Here is a 15,018-nt window from a genome sequence, read left to right as displayed (position 1 = left end):
CGCGGGCCGGCGCTAGCTGCCGACCAGGCCGGCGGCAATATTGATCGACATGCCGATGATCGCGGCATTGAAGAAGAAGGCCAGCACCGATTGCGCGAGCACCGCCTTGCGGGCAAGCGTCGAATGGATGCTGACATCGGAGGTCTGCGCCGCCACGGCAATCGTGAACGAGAAATACAGAAAGTCCCAATAGCCGGCGTCCAATGTTTCGTCAGGAAATCGAAGCGGCTTGGTGCCCGTATGCGAACGATAGTAGAGATGCGCGTAGTGAAAGCTGTAGACCACCGAAACGAGCAGCCACGAGCCGAGCACCGTCGCGCCGGTCAGCCAGTAATGGGTCATTCTCTGGTGTCCGTTCATGTTCTTCGCCGAGGCCAGCTCGATGACGATCGCAGCAAGACTGATCATTGCCCCGATCGACGTGACCGACAGCGCGAAGACCGCATTGCCTTCCTCCTGTTCCGCCAGTTTGGTAATCCGGCGCGGGTCGCCGCGCAGCACCACCCAGCTGGTCATGCCCAGATACAGCCAGACGGCGATATTCCAGCCGACCAGGCACCTGAACGACAGTCCCCAGGCATGAGGAAGCAGCGCCCCCGCGATGACGCCTGTCGCGAAGGCGCCCGTCAGGCGTGGATGGGAATGAAACAGCCGGTGACGATTGCGAAAGTAGGCGGTGGACATGGGCAGGACGATCAGGGAAATGGTATGCGCGCGGTAGAAGCATTTGCCGGCCGCCGGCCGCGCCGAGGCAGCGCTCATCCTCCTCGGCCAGGTGACTGTCGTGCTGCGCGTGGAGCTCTGCAGGTGCCGGCGGGGGATGCGTGCAGCGTGTGATCGCCCTGATTGCGGAACAAGAAAGCCGGCATGACTGAACCGGTCACGCGGCCTCAGGCGCCGCGTGCGGGTAGTTCAGTCATGCCGGCTTGATGGCAGGCGAGCGCCGGTGATTCAAGGCTGGGTAGTGGCGGCCGCGTGCTTCGTTTTTTTGGCCACTACGCTCTTTGCCAGCGGATGGCGCGCCTTGTGCATCGTGTGCTTGACGCGTTTCTTGGCGACCTTGACGTGGGTCTTGGCGACCGTGGCGGTGCCCTGGGTTTCTTGCGTGTCCGCGGCGGGAGTCTGGGCAAAGGCTGCGGTGGCGAACAGACTGACGATCAGGGTTGCGATGGCTTTTTTCATGATGAAGGGTCCTTGGGTTTCGGGTTCGAGTGTCACGTCGTGTCACCTGCTCCAGAAACGCGGACAGGCACGCTCTTGTTGACGCGATTTGCAAAAATTTCCTTCGGCGACAGATTCTGCTGCAAAGGCGCGGCACCTGAATGCCGCGTTTCCTGTTCCGGGCAGCGCCCGGGCTGCGGCCAGCTTACGCCCGGGCCACGCAAGAATTAAGGCACATACTTCCACGCACCCTTTTCGATCTTGACCATCACCTGCGAGCGCTGGTCCAGGCCCTGGTGGTTGGTCGGGCTCATGTTGAAGATGCCGTGCGAGGCAGGCAGGTTCTTGATGCCTTCGAGCGAATCGCGCAGGGCCGCGCGGAATTCCTTGGTGCCCGGTTTGCCCTTCGGCAGCGCGGTCCTGGCCGCTTCCGCCAGCAGCAGCGAGGCGTCCCAGGCGTGGCCGCCGAAGGTCGAGACGCTGTCCTTGCCGAACGCGGCCGCGTACTTGGTGGAATAGGCGAGGGCGCTCTTCTTGACCGGGTTCGAATCCGGCAGCTGGTTCGCCACCAGCACCGGGCCGACCGGCACGAAGGTGCCTTCGCAATCGGCGCCGCAGACGCGCAGGAAGTCGCTGTTGGCCACGCCGTGGGTCTGGTAGATCTTGCCCTTGTAGCCGCGCTCGCGCAGCGCCTTCTGCGGCAGCGCGGCCGGGGTACCGGAGCCGGCAATCAGGATCGCGTCCGGATTGGCCGCCATCAGCTTGAGGACCTGGCCGGTGACCGAGGTGTCGGTGCGGGCGAAGCGCTCGTTGGCGACGACGTTGATCTTGCGGGCCGGCGCGTATTTCGTCGCCTCGCCGTACCAGCCTTCGCCGTAGGCGTCGGAGAAGCCGATGAAGCCCATGGTTTTGACGCCGTTGTTCGACATGTGCGTGGCGATCGCATTGGCCATCTGGCCGTCGTGCTGGGTGGTCTTGAAGACCCAGCGCCGCTTGGCGTCCATCGGTTCGACGATGCGGGCGGCGCCGGCGATCGAGATCATCGGGGTCTCGGTTTCGGCCGCCACTTCCAGCATGGCCAGCGAGGTCGGGGTGATCGAGGAGCCGATCAGGAGGTCGACCTTGTCTTCCGAGACCAGCTTGCGCGCGTTCTTCACCGCCTGGGTCGCGTCCGAGGCGTCGTCCAGCACGATGTATTGCACCTTCTGGCCGGCGATCTCGGCCGGCAGCAGGCCGATCGTGTTCTTTTCCGGGATGCCGAGCGACGCGGCGGGGCCGGTGGTCGAGATCGAGACGCCGACCTTGATCTGGGCGTGGGCGCTGAACGAGGCGCCCAGGGCGGCGAGGGCGAGCACGCCGGAGGCGATGGTGGTGAGGCGGGGAATGCGGGTCATGCCTGTCTCCTGATTATTTTGAAAAGTCGCCGCGGCGGGGCGGCCCTGGACGATAGTATAGGCCGAGCCGCAGGAAAAAATGTCGGTTCCTCAACAGTTTTCGCATATCATTTAACCATGGTGGATGGAAAAATGCTCGCCGCGGCATCTGAAAACGGGCCGCAAGAGCACATCCACACCTGGCCAAATAACGACATTCGACAAGGAGGGCCATACGGGCGGTGTCGATGGGCGGCATGATGAGGAGACGCTTCACGCCGCCGACGCACATCGGCATGCCCCGGGCAGCGGTATGGATTTAACGATTTTCGCCATCCTCACCCAGGACGGCATCGCCAGCGGGGCAGTGTATGTGCTGCTGGCGCTGGCACTGGTACTGGTGTTCTCGATCACGCGCGTGATCTTCATCCCCATCGGCGAGTTCCTCGCTTTCGGCGCCCTCACCATGGCGGCGCTCCAGGCCGGCAAGGTGCCGCACAGCGCCGCGCTGATGCTGGTGCTGGGCCTGGCCGCCTTCCTGCAGGAAGCCTGGGGCCTGCTGCGCAGCGCCGCGGGGCAGGTCGACCGCCCGCGCGCCCTCGGCCTGGCCTTCGCCAGATTCGTGCTCTATCCGCTGGCCGTGTTCTTCGCGGCGCGCTCGGCCGAAGGCGCGTCCTGGCCGATGCTTGCGCAACTGCTGCTCACCTTCGCCATCGTCGCGCCGATGGGTCCGATGATCTACCGCCTGGCTTTCCAGCCGCTGGCGGAAAGCCCGGTGCTGGTGCTGCTGATCGTGGCGGTGGCCGTGCACCTGGTCCTGCTCGGCATCGGGCTGGTCATCTTCGGTGCCGAGGGTTCGCGCACCGCCGCCTTCAGCGCCGCGTCCTTCAGCGTCGGCTCGCTCACCATCTCCGGCCAGAGCATCGTCGTGATCGTTACCGCGCTGCTGCTGATCGGCGCGCTGTACCTGTACTTCGACCGCACGCTCTTGGGCAAGGCCCTGCGCGCGACCGCCGTCAACCGCCGCGGTGCGCGCCTGGTCGGCATCGGCACCACGCAGGCGGGACGCCTCGCCTTCCTGCTGGCGTCGAGCATCGGCACCCTGTGCGGCGTGCTGATCGCACCGATCACCACGATCTATTACGACAGCGGCTTCCTGATGGGCCTGAAAGGCTTCGTGGGCGCCATCATCGGCGGCCTGGCCAGCTATCCGCTGGCGGCCGGCGGCGCCCTGATGGTCGGCCTGCTGGAAGCCTATTCCTCGTTCTATGCCAGCGCCTACAAGGAAGTCATCGTGTTCACCCTGATCATCCCGGTGCTGCTGTGGCGCTCGATCGTCCATCCGCAGGTCGAGGAGGGCGAAGCATGATGAACGCCATCACCCGCCATCCCCTGACTTTGCTCGCCCTCGCGGCCCTGGTCTTCGGCCTGCTGCCGCTGCCGGCCTACTGGATCACCCTGGCCAACTATATCGGCCTGTACGCCATCGTCGCCCTCGGCCTGGTGCTGCTGACCGGCGTCGGCGGCCTGACCTCCTTCGGCCAGGCCGCCTTCGTCGGCCTCGGCGCCTATGCCACGGCCTACCTGTCGACCGCGCACGGCCTCTCGCCCTGGCTGGGGCTGGCGGTCGGCCTGGTCGTCACCGCGGCCAGCGCGCTCTTCATCGGCGCCATCATGCTGCGCCTGTCCGGACACTATCTTCCGCTGGGCACGATCGCCTGGGGCCTGTCGCTGTACTTCCTGTTCGGGAACCTGGAATTCCTCGGCAAGTACGACGGCATCGGCGGCATCCCCTCGCTGAAGCTGCTGGGCCTCGATCTCGGCTCCGGCAACAGCATGTTCTTCCTGATCTGGGCAATCCTGCTCGGCGCCGTCGCCCTGCTGCGCAACCTGCTCAATTCGCGCTCGGGCCGCGCGATCCGGGCCCTGAAGGGCGGCGGCCTGATGGCGGAAGCGATGGGCGTCAACACGGCGGCGATGAAGATCCGCATCTTCGTCATCGCGGCCCTGCTGGCCTGCGTCTCGGGCTGGCTCTACGCCCACCTGCAGCGCGCCGTGAATCCGTCGCCCTTCGGCCTGAATTCGGGCATCGAATACCTGTTCATGGCCGTGATCGGCGGCGCCGGTTACCTCTGGGGCGCCATCCTCGGCGCGGCCGTGCTGACGGTGCTGAAGGACCAGCTGCAAAGCATCCTCCCGGGCCTGCTCGGCTCGACGGGCAATTTCGAGATCATCGTCTTCGGCATCCTGATGGTGATCCTGCTCCAGCACGCGAGAAACGGCATCTGGCCCTTCATCGCGCGCTGGCTGCCGCACCGCCCGGAAGCGGTGGCGCCGGATTCCGCCGCCGCCTTGCCGCTGCGGGCCAGGCCGCAAGCGGGCCAGCCGCTGCTGGTGATCGACAAGGCCCGTAAACAGTTCGGCGGGCTGGTGGCCGTCAACGACATGGCCTTTGCAGTCGACAGCGGCGAGATCGTCGGCCTGATCGGCCCGAACGGCGCCGGCAAGTCGACCATGTTCAACCTCGTGACCGGCGTGCTGCCGGTGACGTCCGGCGCGATCTCGCTGCGCGTGGGCGACACCCTGCGCCGCATCGATTCGCTGCCCTCGCGCGAGATCGTGAAACTCGGGATCGGGCGCACCTTCCAGCACGTGCACCTGCTGCCGGAAATGACGGTGCTCGAAAACGTGGCGATTGGCGCCCACCTGCGCGCGCGGCATGGCGTGCTCTCGAGCGCGCTGGCCCTGGACCGCGGCGAGGAGACGGCACTGCTGTTCGAAGCGCGGCGCCAGCTGGAACGGGTCGGGCTGGGCGGCATGCTGTACGAGCAGGCGGGCAACCTGGCCCTGGGCCAGCAGCGCATCCTCGAGATCGCGCGGGCGCTCTGTTGCGACCCGGCCCTGCTGCTGCTCGACGAGCCGGCGGCCGGCCTGCGCTACAAGGAGAAGGAGGCGTTGGCAAGCCTGCTGAAAAAACTGAAAGGCGAGGGCATGAGCATCTTGCTGGTGGAGCACGACATGGACTTCGTCATGAACCTGACCGACCGCCTGGTCGTCATGGAATTCGGTACCAAAATCGCCCAGGGCCTGCCCACCGAGGTGCAGCAGGATCCGGCCGTGCTGGAAGCTTATCTGGGAGGGATCGACTGATGACGACGTCCATCCTTCAAGTGAACGACCTGCACGTCGCCTACGGCAAGGTCGAAGCCCTGCACGGCCTGAACATCCGGGTCGGGGCCGGCCAGATCGTGACCGTCATCGGCCCCAACGGCGCAGGTAAATCGACCATGTTGAATGCCATCGCCGGCGCGCAGGTGGCGAATGCCTCGACCCGCGGCGCGGTGCTGCTGCGCGGCGCGGACGTGGGCAGCTATCCGGTGGAGCAGCGCGTCGCGCAGGGCATGAGCCTGGTGCCGGAAAGCCGCGACCTGTTCACCACCATGAGCGTGGAGGACAACCTGCTGCTGGGCGCCTACACCCGCTACAGGCGGCGCGAGAAGGACTACGCGGCGACGCTGGAATCGGTCTATGAACTGTTCCCGCGCCTGCGCGAGCGGCGCATGCAGGCGGCGGGCACGATGTCCGGCGGCGAGCGCCAGATGGTGGCCCTCGGCCGCGCGCTGATGGCCAGGCCAACGCTGCTGATGCTGGACGAGCCCAGCCTGGGTCTCGCGCCCCTGATCGTCAAGGAGATCTTCCGCGTCATCGTGCGCTTGAAGGAAACCGGCGTCGGTATCCTGCTGGTCGAGCAGAACGCGCGCGCGGCGCTGCAGGCGGCCGACTACGGTTATGTGCTGGAGACCGGCGAGGTCGTGATGGAAGGGCCGGCTGCGCAACTGGCGAACGACCCGAAGGTGATCGACACCTATCTGGGGCTGAACAAGAAATCGGCTTGAGGAAGCATATGAACGATATCCGCTGTATCGGCGTGATCGGCACCGGCGTGATCGGCGCCAGTTGGGCGGCCTATTTCCTGGCGCGCGGTTTCGACGTCTCGGCCAGCGACCCGATGCCGGGTGCGGAAGACAAACTGCGCGCGGCGGTGCGCGCGCACTGGCCGATCCTGGAGCAGATGGGGCTGGCCCAGGGCGCTTCTGCGGACCGGCTGCGCTTCTCCGCCGATCTGGAGCAGGCCCTGCAGGGCGTGGACTTCGTGCAGGAGAGCGGTCCCGAGCGCGAGGACCTGAAACTGGCCCTGTTCCGCGACATGGATGGGCTGCTGCCGGGGCGGGTCATCCTGGCCTCGAGCTCCTCGGGCCTCCTGATGAGCAAGGTGCAGGAGGCCTGCTTTCACCCCGAGCGCGTCGTGCTCGGCCACCCCTTCAATCCGCCGCACATGATTCCGCTGGTCGAGGTGATCGGCGGCGCGCTGACATCGGCCGAGACGGTCGAACGCACCATGGCCTTCTACGCGGCGATCGGCAAGCGCCCGATCCACGTGCGCAAGGAAGTGCCTGGCCATATCGCCAACCGCCTGCAGGCCGCGCTCTGGCGCGAAGCCTTTCACCTCGTCGAACAGGGCGTGGCGACCGTGGCCGACGTCGATACCGCGATCGCCTACGGTCCCGGCCTGCGCTGGGCGCTGATGGGGCCCTTCATGAACCTGCACCTGTCGGGCGGCGAGGGCGGGATCCGCCACATGCTCGACCACCTGGGCGGACCGATCGAAAGCTGGTGGGACGACCTCGGCACGCCGCGCATCACCGAGGAGTTGAAGCTGCAGCTGGCCGCCGGCGTCGAGGCGGCCCTGGCCGGGCGAGACGGCGCCCAGCTGGCGCCGACGCGCGACGCCTTGCTGGCCCGGCTGCTCGAGGCCAAGGCGGGGACGGACAAGCTGCCGTAGGGGTCATCGAGGCCAATGGCCTCGATGACGGCTTCACCGGGCTCTCCGAGCGCACGCGTGAATGTTGAACGGTGTTGGCTGTGCTTTAAGAAAGGCCCCGCCAACACGGTGCCGGCGTCACGCGTGGGCTCGGAGAGCCCACCCTACGCCTCTCAATGCGCAAGCAGCACCGGCAGCGGGCTGCGCTCGACCAGGTAGCGCGTGACGCCGCCCAGCACCAGTTCGCGGTAGCGGCTGTGCCCGAAGGCGCCGGCCACGATCAGGCCGGCGTGGCCCGCCTGCGCGATGTCGGCCAGCGCCTGGCCGGGCGCGGCATTCGTCTTCTCGAGCACGACCTCGACCGGCACGCCATGGCGCGCGAGATAGAGGGCCATGTCGGCGCCGGGCTCTTCGCCATGCAGGCCGGACTCGTCGTCGACGTTCACCAGCGCGAGCCGCACCGATGCCGCGCGCACCAGCAGGGGCAGGGCAGCCTGGATGGCGCGGACGGCCGGCAGGCTGCCGTCCCAGCCGACGACCACATGCTCGCCCATCGGTTTGCCGCCGTAGGCCTGCGGCACGACCAGCACCGGCCGTGCGCCGTGCATGGCCACGTATTGCGGCAGGCCGCGCACACGTTCGTAGGCACCCGTCCTGGCGCCCGTGTCCTGGCTGGTCACGACCAGGTCGGCGTAGCGCGACTGCAGCAGCAGGGCGCGGCGGTGCTCGTCCTCGGTCAGGCGTTCTTCCACCGATTCCACGCCCAGCCGGCGCGCCGCTTCGGCGAAGTGGCGCAGGCTGGTACGCGCTTCGACGCACATGGCATCGAATTCCTCGATCGGCGTCACCGCCATCGAACCGACCAGCAAGGCATACGAGGACCATGAGGTGCCGGTCGCCGCGCTGCCGACCAGGTGGGCGCCGTGCAGGTTCGCCAGGTTTGCCGCCGCCCGCAGCCGTGCCTCCATCCCCGCGCTGTCGTCGACGTGCACCACGATTGTCTTGTACATGCTGTCTCCTTTCGTCCCGGTTCGGCGCAAGTGGCCGCCAGGACGAGTTTACGCCGTGCGCTGCCGCTTGTCAGGCGCACGTGCGAAAACCCTGGCCGGCCCGCCAGCCGATTCCACGCGGAACGGTTAGATGACAGGACGACATACTTCTGGTGTCGGCAGTATTTACACTTCAAGTCGGCGACGCCCCAGGAACATCCGCGACGCCCCGCGCCACGGTACGGGCATATTTTATGCTCGGCGGGTAGGACACCCATTTCGGAGGATTCGTCATGAAACGTCTTGCTCTCGGTTTGTCCACCGCGCTGCTCCTGCTGTGCAGCGCGGCGCATGCGGACATCATCACCTACCAGGCAACCTTGAACGGCACGAATGAAGATCCGCAAAACAATTCGTCCGGCACCGGCCAGGCACGTGTCACCATCGACGACGTGCTCGGCACCATGACCGTGAACGCCAGCTTTTCCGGCCTGAGCGCGGGGACGACCGCCTCGCACATCCATTGCTGCACGGCGCTGCCGTTCGCCGGTACGGCAGGGGTGGCGACCTCGCTGCCGACCTTCCCGGCATTTCCGCTGGGTGTCACCGCGGGTACCTATACCGAAACCTTCGACTTTTCCAACCTGTCGACCTGGAATCCTGCCTTCGTCAACAACAACGGCGGCAACGTGGCCGGCGCCCAGGCGGCCTTCCTGGCGGGACTTGCCTCTGGCCGCGCCTACCTGAACATCCACACGAGCGCCTTCCCGCGCGGCGAAATCCGCGGCTTCCTGACGGAGGTGCCGGAACCGGGCAGCCTGGCGCTGTTCGGCCTGGGCGCGGCCGGCCTGGCCGGGCTGCGCCGCCGGCGCGTGACGGCCGCGGCAAGCTAAGCCTGGTTTGCCCATGCAGACAGGCCCGCCGGGAAATCCGGCGGGCCTGTCTGCATTCGCGCTGCGCGCGCATTCATGAGGCGCATTCATGGGCCTATGTCGTTTATCCGGTCTTATCATGGATCGGAGGGCGGGTTACAGTGGGTTTTCGAAAGGAAGCCGATGAAGCCTGCCGTCCTGACCACTATCGCCTTGCTGGCCGCCTGCGCGGCACACGCCCAGGCGCCTGCCGGCGACATCGGCATTTCCCGCGCCGGGACGCAAGCCCCGGTGCAGGGGCCAGCGGCCAATTTCACCGGCAGCGTGCGCGTCGACCCGCTGTTCACGCCGACCGAACCGGCCCGCGCCGGTGCCGCCTACGTCACTTTCGAACCCGGCGCGCGTTCGGCCTGGCACAGCCATCCGCTGGGCCAGGCCCTGGTTGTCACCGCCGGCGTCGGCCGCGTGCAGCGCTGGGGCGGGAAGATCGAGGAAATCCGTCCCGGCGACGTGATCCGGATCCCGCCCGGCGTCAAGCACTGGCATGGCGCGGTACCAGGGACCGCGATGACCCATCTCGCGATCCAGGAGACGGCCGCCGGCAAGAATGTCGAATGGATGGAAAAAGTCAGCGACGAGCAGTACGGCGAATAAGAGGAGAAGACATGGAACTCAAACGCGCAGGCTCGCAGCCATCGGTCAAGGGCCCCGAGGCCTGGTTCACCGGCACCGTCCGCATCGACCCGCTCAACGCGGCGCCGCTACCCAGCCGGGTCTCGTGCGCCAGCGTCACCTTCGAACCGGGCGCGCGCTCGGCCTGGCATACGCATCCGCTGGGCCAGACTCTCATCGTCACCGCCGGCTGCGGCTGGACCCAGTGCGAGGGAGAAGCGAAAGTCGAGATCCGCGCCGGCGACGTGATCTGGTGCCCGCCCGGCCACAAGCACTGGCATGGCGCCACCGCGACCACGGCCATGACGCACATCGCGGTCCAGGAAGCGCTGGACGGCGTGAACGTGGTCTGGATGGAGAAGGTCGGCGACGCGGATTACCTGAGCGCGCTGGCGGACCAGCCCCACGAGCACTAAGCGGTTCAGCCCTTGTGGCGGATCGCGTCGATCACCAGGGCCAGGGCGCGCGAGGAATTGCGCCGGCTCGGGTAATAGGCATGCAGGCCCGGCCACAGCGGGCACCAGTCCTCCATCACGCTGAGCAGGCGCCCGGCGCGCAAGTGCTCGCCGACCAGTTCGTCGGGCAGGAAGCCGAGGCCGGCGCCGGCCAGCGCGCCCTGCAGGATGTGGCCGGCGTTCGAGAAGACGACCTGCCCACGCACGCGGGCCTCGATGTCCTGGCCCGCGCGCTGCAGTTCCCAGGCATAGATGCCGCCGCTGCTGGCCAGGCGCAGGTTGATGCAGTTGTGCTTCATGAGCTCGGCCAGCGAAGCCGGCACCGGACGGTGCGCGAAATACGCGGGCGCACCGACGATGCGCATTTGTACGTCGGGCGTCAGGCGCACGGCGATCATGTCCTTGTCGACCTGGTCGCCGTGGCGCACGCCGATGTCGTAGCGTTCGGCCGCGATGTCGACGATGCGGTAATCGGCGCTGAACTCGACGTGCAGGTCGGGGTACTGCGGCAGCAGGGGCGCGATGCGCGGCCACAGCACCTGGTCGATCACATGGTCGATGGCGGTGATGCGTACCGTGCCGGCCGGCTTGCCGCCCAGGTCGCTGACGGCCGCGATCTCGGCCTCGATTTCTTCGAGGCGCGGCGCCACGTTCTGCAGCAGGCGCTCGCCCGCTTCGGTGGGCGAGACGCTGCGCGTGGTGCGGCTCAAGAGGCGCACGCCGAGGCGCGCCTCCAGCGAACGGACGATGTGGCTGAGGGCCGATTGCGTCATGCCGAGCTTGGCGGCGGCGCGGGTGAAGCTGCGCTCGCGGGCGACGGCGAAGAAGACCAGCATGTCGTTGATGTTGTCGCGCGCCATGGACTCTCCCTTCATGAAAATTCGTCCTCATTCTAGCAGCCGATTCATGAGCTGCGTTCATAAGGGCATGCAAACCCCGGCCGGATTAACACGCACGACGCCGGTTAAGATGGCGCTACCAACATCGAACCGGCTGCCAATGCGTCTTCTCACCATCACCCTCGTCCTCATGGCGATCGCCCTGGTCGGCGCCTGCGCGCTCAAGCCGGCGGTGCGCACGGCACATGTCTCTCCGCAATACAAGGGCGAGGCCTTTGCCAATCCGACCCCGATGCGCGAACACAGCCTCGGCGAGCAGGCGCGCATGTGGTGGACGGCGATGCTCGCCAAGCCGGAAGGGACAAGCCCCACGCACCCGATCCCGGTGCGCAGCCTGACCCGGCAGGCCTTGCTGGATGCGCCCGACAATACGCTGATGCGCCTCGGCCATTCGACCGTGCTGCTGAAACTTGCGGGCGAGTTCTACCTCACCGATCCGGTGTTCTCCGAGCGCGCTTCTCCGGTGCAGTGGGCCGGTCCGCGGCGCTTCTCGGCACCGCCGATCGCCATCGAGGAGCTGCCGCCGATCAAGGCCGTGATCCTGTCGCACGACCATTACGACCACCTCGACCACGCCAGCATCCTTGCCCTGGCCGGCAAGACCGCGCATTTCCTGGCGCCCCTCGGCGTGGGCAAGCGCCTGGTCGGCTGGGGCGTCGATGCGGCCAGGGTGCGCGAGTTCGACTGGTGGCAGGGGGCCACGATAGCCGGCGTGCGTTTCGTGGCGACGCCGGCCCGCCATTTTTCCGGGCGCGGCCTGAATGACCGGAATGCGACGCTGTGGGCGTCCTGGGTCATCACGACCGGCAAGCTGCGGGTCTTCTTCAGCGGAGACAGCGGCTATTTCGACGGCTTCAGGGCGATCGGCGAGCGCTACGGCCCCTTCGATCTGGCCCTGGTCGAAACCGGCGCCTACGACAAGCAGTGGCCCGACGTCCACATGCAGCCCGAGGAAACCCTGCAGGCCGCGCTCGACCTGAAGGGCGCCTGGCTGGTGCCGATCCATAACGGCAGCTTCGACCTGGCCCTGCACCGCTGGCAGGAACCGATGGAGCGGATCGTCGCGCTGGCGGGCGCGCGCGGCCTGCCGCTGGCGACGCCGCTGATCGGCGAGCCGCTCGCCATCCTGCAGCCGCACGCCGGCCCGGCCTGGTGGCAGGATGTCGACTAGGCCCTATACTCTTTGCATGTGAAACGAGGGGAGACCAGGGTGCGTCCAGAAATACTGTTGCTGGGTTCCGGCTGGGTAGCCGAAGTCGATGAAGCGCTGGAGCGCGCTTTCGTCTGCCACCGCATGGCGCAGGTGGCGCTGGCCGAGCGCGCCGCCTTCATCGAGCGCATCGGGCAGAAGGTGCGCGGCGTCTACACCACCGGTGTCGCCGGCATTGATGGCGCGCTGGCGGCGCGCCTGCCGGCGCTGGAGATCGTCGCCGTGCACGGCGTGGGCGTCGATGCGGTCGATTTCGCTGCGCTGGCGCCGCGCGGCATCGCCGTCACCAACACGCCCGACGTCCTGACCGAGGACGTCGCCGACCTGGCGGTGGCGCTGCTGCTGGCCGCCAGCCGCCGCCTGCCCCAGCTCGACCGCTATGTGCGGGCGGGGGAATGGGAGGCGAAGGTCCCCCTGCGCGCGAGCCGCAGCCTGCGCGGCAAGGTGGCCGGCATCGTCGGCCTCGGACGGATCGGCCGCGCGGTCGCCACGCGCCTGTCAAGCTTCGGCATGGCGATCCGCTACTACCAGCGCAGCACGGCCGATGCGCCCTATCCGCGCAGCGAGTCGCTGCTGGCGCTGGCCGCCGGAAGCGACTACCTGGTCGTGTGCGCACCCGGCGGTGCGGCCACGCGCGCGATGATCGACGGCGCCGTGCTCGAGGCCCTCGGCCCGGACGGCACCCTGGTCAACATCGCCCGCGGCTCGCTGGTCGACGAAGCGGCGCTGATCGCGGCCCTGCAGGACGGGCGCCTCGGCGGCGCCGCGCTCGACGTTTTCGCCGACGAGCCGCGCGTGCCGGCCGCGCTGCGCGAATGCGAGAATGCCGTGCTGACGCCCCACGTCGGCAGTTTTACGGTCGAGACCCGCACGGCGATGGGCCGGCTGGCGCTGGACAACCTGCTCGCGCACTTCGCGGGCAGGCCGCTGCCGACGCCGGTGACGGGCGCTGCGGCTTAGCGATGCACTGCGCCCGCTTGCGTGTCCACTTCGGGGCTGGCCGGCAGGAACCAGTTCAGCAGCACGGCACAGATGCCGCCGGTGGCGACGCCCGACTCGAGCACGTTGCGCAGTGCATGGGGCATGTGGGCCAGGAATTCCGGCACCTGCGACACGCCCAGGCCCAGTGCCAGCGACACCGCAATCACGAGCAAGGCGCGCCGGTCGAGGTGGATGCTGGCCAGGATGTTGATGCCGGCCGCGGCGACGGCGCCGAACATGACCATGGCCGCGCCACCGAGCACCGGTTCCGGCACTGCCTGGATGACGCCGGCGACGGCCGGGAACAGGCCGAGCACGACCAGCATCAGCGCCAGCCACACGCCGATGTGGCGGCTGGCGATGCCGGTCAGCTGGATCACGCCGTTGTTCTGGGCGAAGATCGAACTCGGGAAGGTATTGAAGACGCCGGCCAGCAGGGAATTGGCGCCATTGAGCAGCACACCGCCCTTGATGCGCCGCATCCAGAGCGGCCCCTCGACCGGCTCGCGCGAGATCTTGCTGGTCGCCGTGACGTCGCCGATCGCCTCGAGCGAGGTAACGAGATAGATCACGATCATCGGAATGAACAGCGACCAGGAAAAATCGAGCCCGAAGTGCAGGGGGCGCGGCACCTGGAACAGGGGCGCCTCGTGCATGCCGGTGAAATCGAGCCGGCCCATCGCGCCGGCCAGCGCATAGCCGGCGGCGAGGGCGATGACGATCGCGCAGCTGCGCACCCAGACCACGGGCACGCGGTTGATCGCCACGATCAGGGCCAGCACCACGCCGGAGAGCAGCAGGTTTTCGCCATTGGCGAAGCTGCCGTTCTGCATCGCGCTGAAACCGCCGCCCATGCTGATCAGCCCGACCTTGATCAGGGTGAGGCCGATCATCAGGACCACGATGCCGGTCACCAGCGGCGTGATCATGCGTTTCACGAAAGGCAGGATGCGCGAGACGCCCATCTCCACGAAAGAGCCGGCGACCACGACGCCGAAGATCGCCGCCATCACGCCTTCGACCGGCGTACCCGCCTTGACCATCAGGCTGCCGCCGGCGATCAGGGGTCCGACGAAATTGAAGCTCGTGCCCTGCACGATCAACAGGCCCGCGCCGAAGGGCCCGAAGCGGCGGCATTGCACGAAGGTGGCGATGCCCGAGATGACCAGCGACATCGAGACGATCAGGTTGGTGTCGCGCGCCGACACGCCCAGCGCCTGGCAGATCAGCAGGCCCGGCGTCACGATCGGCACGATGATCGCCAGCAGGTGCTGGAGGGCGGCCAGGATGCCGATCAGGGGACGGGGCCGGTCTTCCAGGCCGAGGATCAGTTCCGAACCGCCCAGGGGCGGCGTGGCGGGCGGGGCTTGTTTGGTCATGGTCTTGGCCTCGAGCAAAACCGTGATTTTACCCTGCCGCGCCCGCCAGGCGGGCGAGGGCCTTTGCGCACCCTGGGGCTGCGCGCACGCCCTAAGGTGCACGGCGAGCCGGCGCAGCGCACCCGAAAGCGGCATTGTGCGGTCCGGTCAACCGTGCCGCCCGCTATCGCGAATCTCTTTATGATGGGACGACCTGCCAGGCGCC

At 67.5% G+C, this 15,018-nt stretch carries 15 protein-coding genes; 9 read left to right on the top strand and 6 right to left on the bottom strand.

Translation table 11 applies throughout. From position 1 onward, the window contains the following. Positions 1-12 precede the first annotated feature (12 nt). The 3 genes from LPB04_RS18495 to LPB04_RS18485 all read right to left on the bottom strand — a co-directional run bounded on the left by LPB04_RS18495 (position 13) and on the right by LPB04_RS18485 (position 2,555). Positions 13-762: a DUF1345 domain-containing protein gene (locus tag LPB04_RS18495; protein WP_227496472.1), complete on the bottom strand. Its 750-nt coding sequence runs from the start codon at positions 760-762 to the stop codon at positions 13-15. 189 nt (positions 763-951) lie between these two features. Further along, the gene (locus LPB04_RS18490; RefSeq protein ID WP_193685959.1) at positions 952-1,182 is read right to left on the bottom strand and encodes a hypothetical protein; all 231 of its coding nucleotides are present in this window, start codon (positions 1,180-1,182) and stop codon (positions 952-954) included. Between the two features lie 206 nt (positions 1,183-1,388). After that, positions 1,389-2,555: an ABC transporter substrate-binding protein gene (locus LPB04_RS18485; RefSeq protein ID WP_193685958.1), complete on the bottom strand. Its 1,167-nt coding sequence runs from the start codon at positions 2,553-2,555 to the stop codon at positions 1,389-1,391. A 292-nt stretch (positions 2,556-2,847) separates the two neighbouring features. Between LPB04_RS18485 and LPB04_RS18480 the strand changes: the two genes are divergently transcribed. Genes LPB04_RS18480 through LPB04_RS18465 form a run of 4 tightly spaced genes read left to right on the top strand, consistent with a single transcriptional unit; the run spans position 2,848 to position 7,377 of the window. Then, positions 2,848-3,903, top strand: a complete 1,056-nt coding sequence (locus LPB04_RS18480) for a branched-chain amino acid ABC transporter permease (RefSeq protein ID WP_193685957.1) — start codon at positions 2,848-2,850, stop codon at positions 3,901-3,903. After that, positions 3,903-5,684, top strand: coding sequence for a branched-chain amino acid ABC transporter ATP-binding protein/permease (locus LPB04_RS18475; protein ID WP_193689076.1), 1,782 nt, complete (start codon positions 3,903-3,905; stop codon positions 5,682-5,684). Before LPB04_RS18480 ends, LPB04_RS18475 begins: the two co-directional genes overlap by 1 nt. Next, positions 5,684-6,430, top strand: coding sequence for an ABC transporter ATP-binding protein (locus LPB04_RS18470; protein WP_193685956.1), 747 nt, complete (start codon positions 5,684-5,686; stop codon positions 6,428-6,430). The genes LPB04_RS18475 and LPB04_RS18470 overlap by 1 nt, the downstream gene beginning before the upstream one ends. A gap of 8 nt (positions 6,431-6,438) precedes the next feature. Continuing rightward, positions 6,439-7,377: a 3-hydroxyacyl-CoA dehydrogenase NAD-binding domain-containing protein gene (locus LPB04_RS18465; RefSeq protein ID WP_193685955.1), complete on the top strand. Its 939-nt coding sequence runs from the start codon at positions 6,439-6,441 to the stop codon at positions 7,375-7,377. A gap of 152 nt (positions 7,378-7,529) precedes the next feature. Here the strand turns inward: LPB04_RS18465 and LPB04_RS18460 are convergent, their stop codons facing one another. Then, entirely contained in the window at positions 7,530-8,366 is an 837-nt protein-coding gene (locus tag LPB04_RS18460; protein WP_193685954.1) for a universal stress protein, read from the bottom strand. A 272-nt stretch (positions 8,367-8,638) separates the two neighbouring features. Here LPB04_RS18460 and LPB04_RS18455 point away from each other — a divergent pair, with 272 nt between their 5' ends. The 3 genes from LPB04_RS18455 (at position 8,639) to LPB04_RS18445 (ending at position 10,305) form a co-directional block, all read left to right on the top strand. Beyond that, complete coding sequence (locus LPB04_RS18455; protein WP_193685953.1) at positions 8,639-9,238, top strand: CHRD domain-containing protein; 600 nt, start codon at positions 8,639-8,641, stop codon at positions 9,236-9,238. 162 nt (positions 9,239-9,400) lie between these two features. Continuing rightward, positions 9,401-9,871 carry a (R)-mandelonitrile lyase gene (locus LPB04_RS18450; protein WP_193685952.1) on the top strand — a complete coding sequence of 157 codons (471 nt, stop codon included), beginning with the start codon at positions 9,401-9,403 and terminating at the stop codon, positions 9,869-9,871. Positions 9,872-9,882: 11 nt separating this feature from the next. Next, entirely contained in the window at positions 9,883-10,305 is a 423-nt protein-coding gene (locus LPB04_RS18445) for a (R)-mandelonitrile lyase (protein ID WP_193685951.1), read from the top strand. Between the two features lie 5 nt (positions 10,306-10,310). Here LPB04_RS18445 and LPB04_RS18440 read toward each other — a convergent pair whose 3' ends face one another. After that, positions 10,311-11,204 (bottom strand): LysR family transcriptional regulator, encoded by an 894-nt coding sequence (locus tag LPB04_RS18440; protein ID WP_193689075.1) that lies wholly within the window; start codon positions 11,202-11,204, stop codon positions 10,311-10,313. A gap of 139 nt (positions 11,205-11,343) precedes the next feature. Here LPB04_RS18440 and LPB04_RS18435 point away from each other — a divergent pair, with 139 nt between their 5' ends. Further along, entirely contained in the window at positions 11,344-12,414 is a 1,071-nt protein-coding gene (locus LPB04_RS18435; RefSeq protein WP_193685950.1) for an MBL fold metallo-hydrolase, read from the top strand. Between the two features lie 39 nt (positions 12,415-12,453). Then, complete coding sequence (locus LPB04_RS18430) at positions 12,454-13,413, top strand: 2-hydroxyacid dehydrogenase (protein WP_193685949.1); 960 nt, start codon at positions 12,454-12,456, stop codon at positions 13,411-13,413. Here LPB04_RS18430 and LPB04_RS18425 read toward each other — a convergent pair. Then, positions 13,410-14,813, bottom strand: a complete 1,404-nt coding sequence (locus tag LPB04_RS18425; RefSeq protein ID WP_193685948.1) for a nucleobase:cation symporter-2 family protein — start codon at positions 14,811-14,813, stop codon at positions 13,410-13,412. The two genes, LPB04_RS18430 and LPB04_RS18425, sit on opposite strands and share 4 nt — an antisense overlap. Between the last annotated feature and the right edge of the window lie 205 nt (positions 14,814-15,018).

This window comes from Massilia litorea (assembly GCF_015101885.1).
GTDB lineage: Bacteria > Pseudomonadota > Gammaproteobacteria > Burkholderiales > Burkholderiaceae_D > Telluria > Telluria litorea.
This window is presented reverse-complemented; position numbering and strand designations above follow the sequence as displayed.

Bases quoted from the DNA above. Each gene is read 5' to 3' on its own strand.
- LPB04_RS18495 (WP_227496472.1), bottom strand. From the start codon at position 762: ATGAGCGCTGCCTCGGCGCGGCCGGCGGCCGGCAAATGCTTCTACCGC.
- LPB04_RS18490 (WP_193685959.1), bottom strand. From the start codon at position 1,182: ATGAAAAAAGCCATCGCAACCCTGATCGTCAGTCTGTTCGCCACCGCA.
- LPB04_RS18485 (WP_193685958.1), bottom strand. From the start codon at position 2,555: ATGACCCGCATTCCCCGCCTCACCACCATCGCCTCCGGCGTGCTCGCC.
- LPB04_RS18480 (WP_193685957.1), top strand. From the start codon at position 2,848: ATGGATTTAACGATTTTCGCCATCCTCACCCAGGACGGCATCGCCAGC.
- LPB04_RS18475 (WP_193689076.1), top strand. From the start codon at position 3,903: ATGAACGCCATCACCCGCCATCCCCTGACTTTGCTCGCCCTCGCGGCC.
- LPB04_RS18470 (WP_193685956.1), top strand. From the start codon at position 5,684: ATGACGACGTCCATCCTTCAAGTGAACGACCTGCACGTCGCCTACGGC.
- LPB04_RS18465 (WP_193685955.1), top strand. From the start codon at position 6,439: ATGAACGATATCCGCTGTATCGGCGTGATCGGCACCGGCGTGATCGGC.
- LPB04_RS18460 (WP_193685954.1), bottom strand. From the start codon at position 8,366: ATGTACAAGACAATCGTGGTGCACGTCGACGACAGCGCGGGGATGGAG.
- LPB04_RS18455 (WP_193685953.1), top strand. From the start codon at position 8,639: ATGAAACGTCTTGCTCTCGGTTTGTCCACCGCGCTGCTCCTGCTGTGC.
- LPB04_RS18450 (WP_193685952.1), top strand. From the start codon at position 9,401: ATGAAGCCTGCCGTCCTGACCACTATCGCCTTGCTGGCCGCCTGCGCG.
- LPB04_RS18445 (WP_193685951.1), top strand. From the start codon at position 9,883: ATGGAACTCAAACGCGCAGGCTCGCAGCCATCGGTCAAGGGCCCCGAG.
- LPB04_RS18440 (WP_193689075.1), bottom strand. From the start codon at position 11,204: ATGGCGCGCGACAACATCAACGACATGCTGGTCTTCTTCGCCGTCGCC.
- LPB04_RS18435 (WP_193685950.1), top strand. From the start codon at position 11,344: ATGCGTCTTCTCACCATCACCCTCGTCCTCATGGCGATCGCCCTGGTC.
- LPB04_RS18425 (WP_193685948.1), bottom strand. From the start codon at position 14,813: ATGACCAAACAAGCCCCGCCCGCCACGCCGCCCCTGGGCGGTTCGGAA.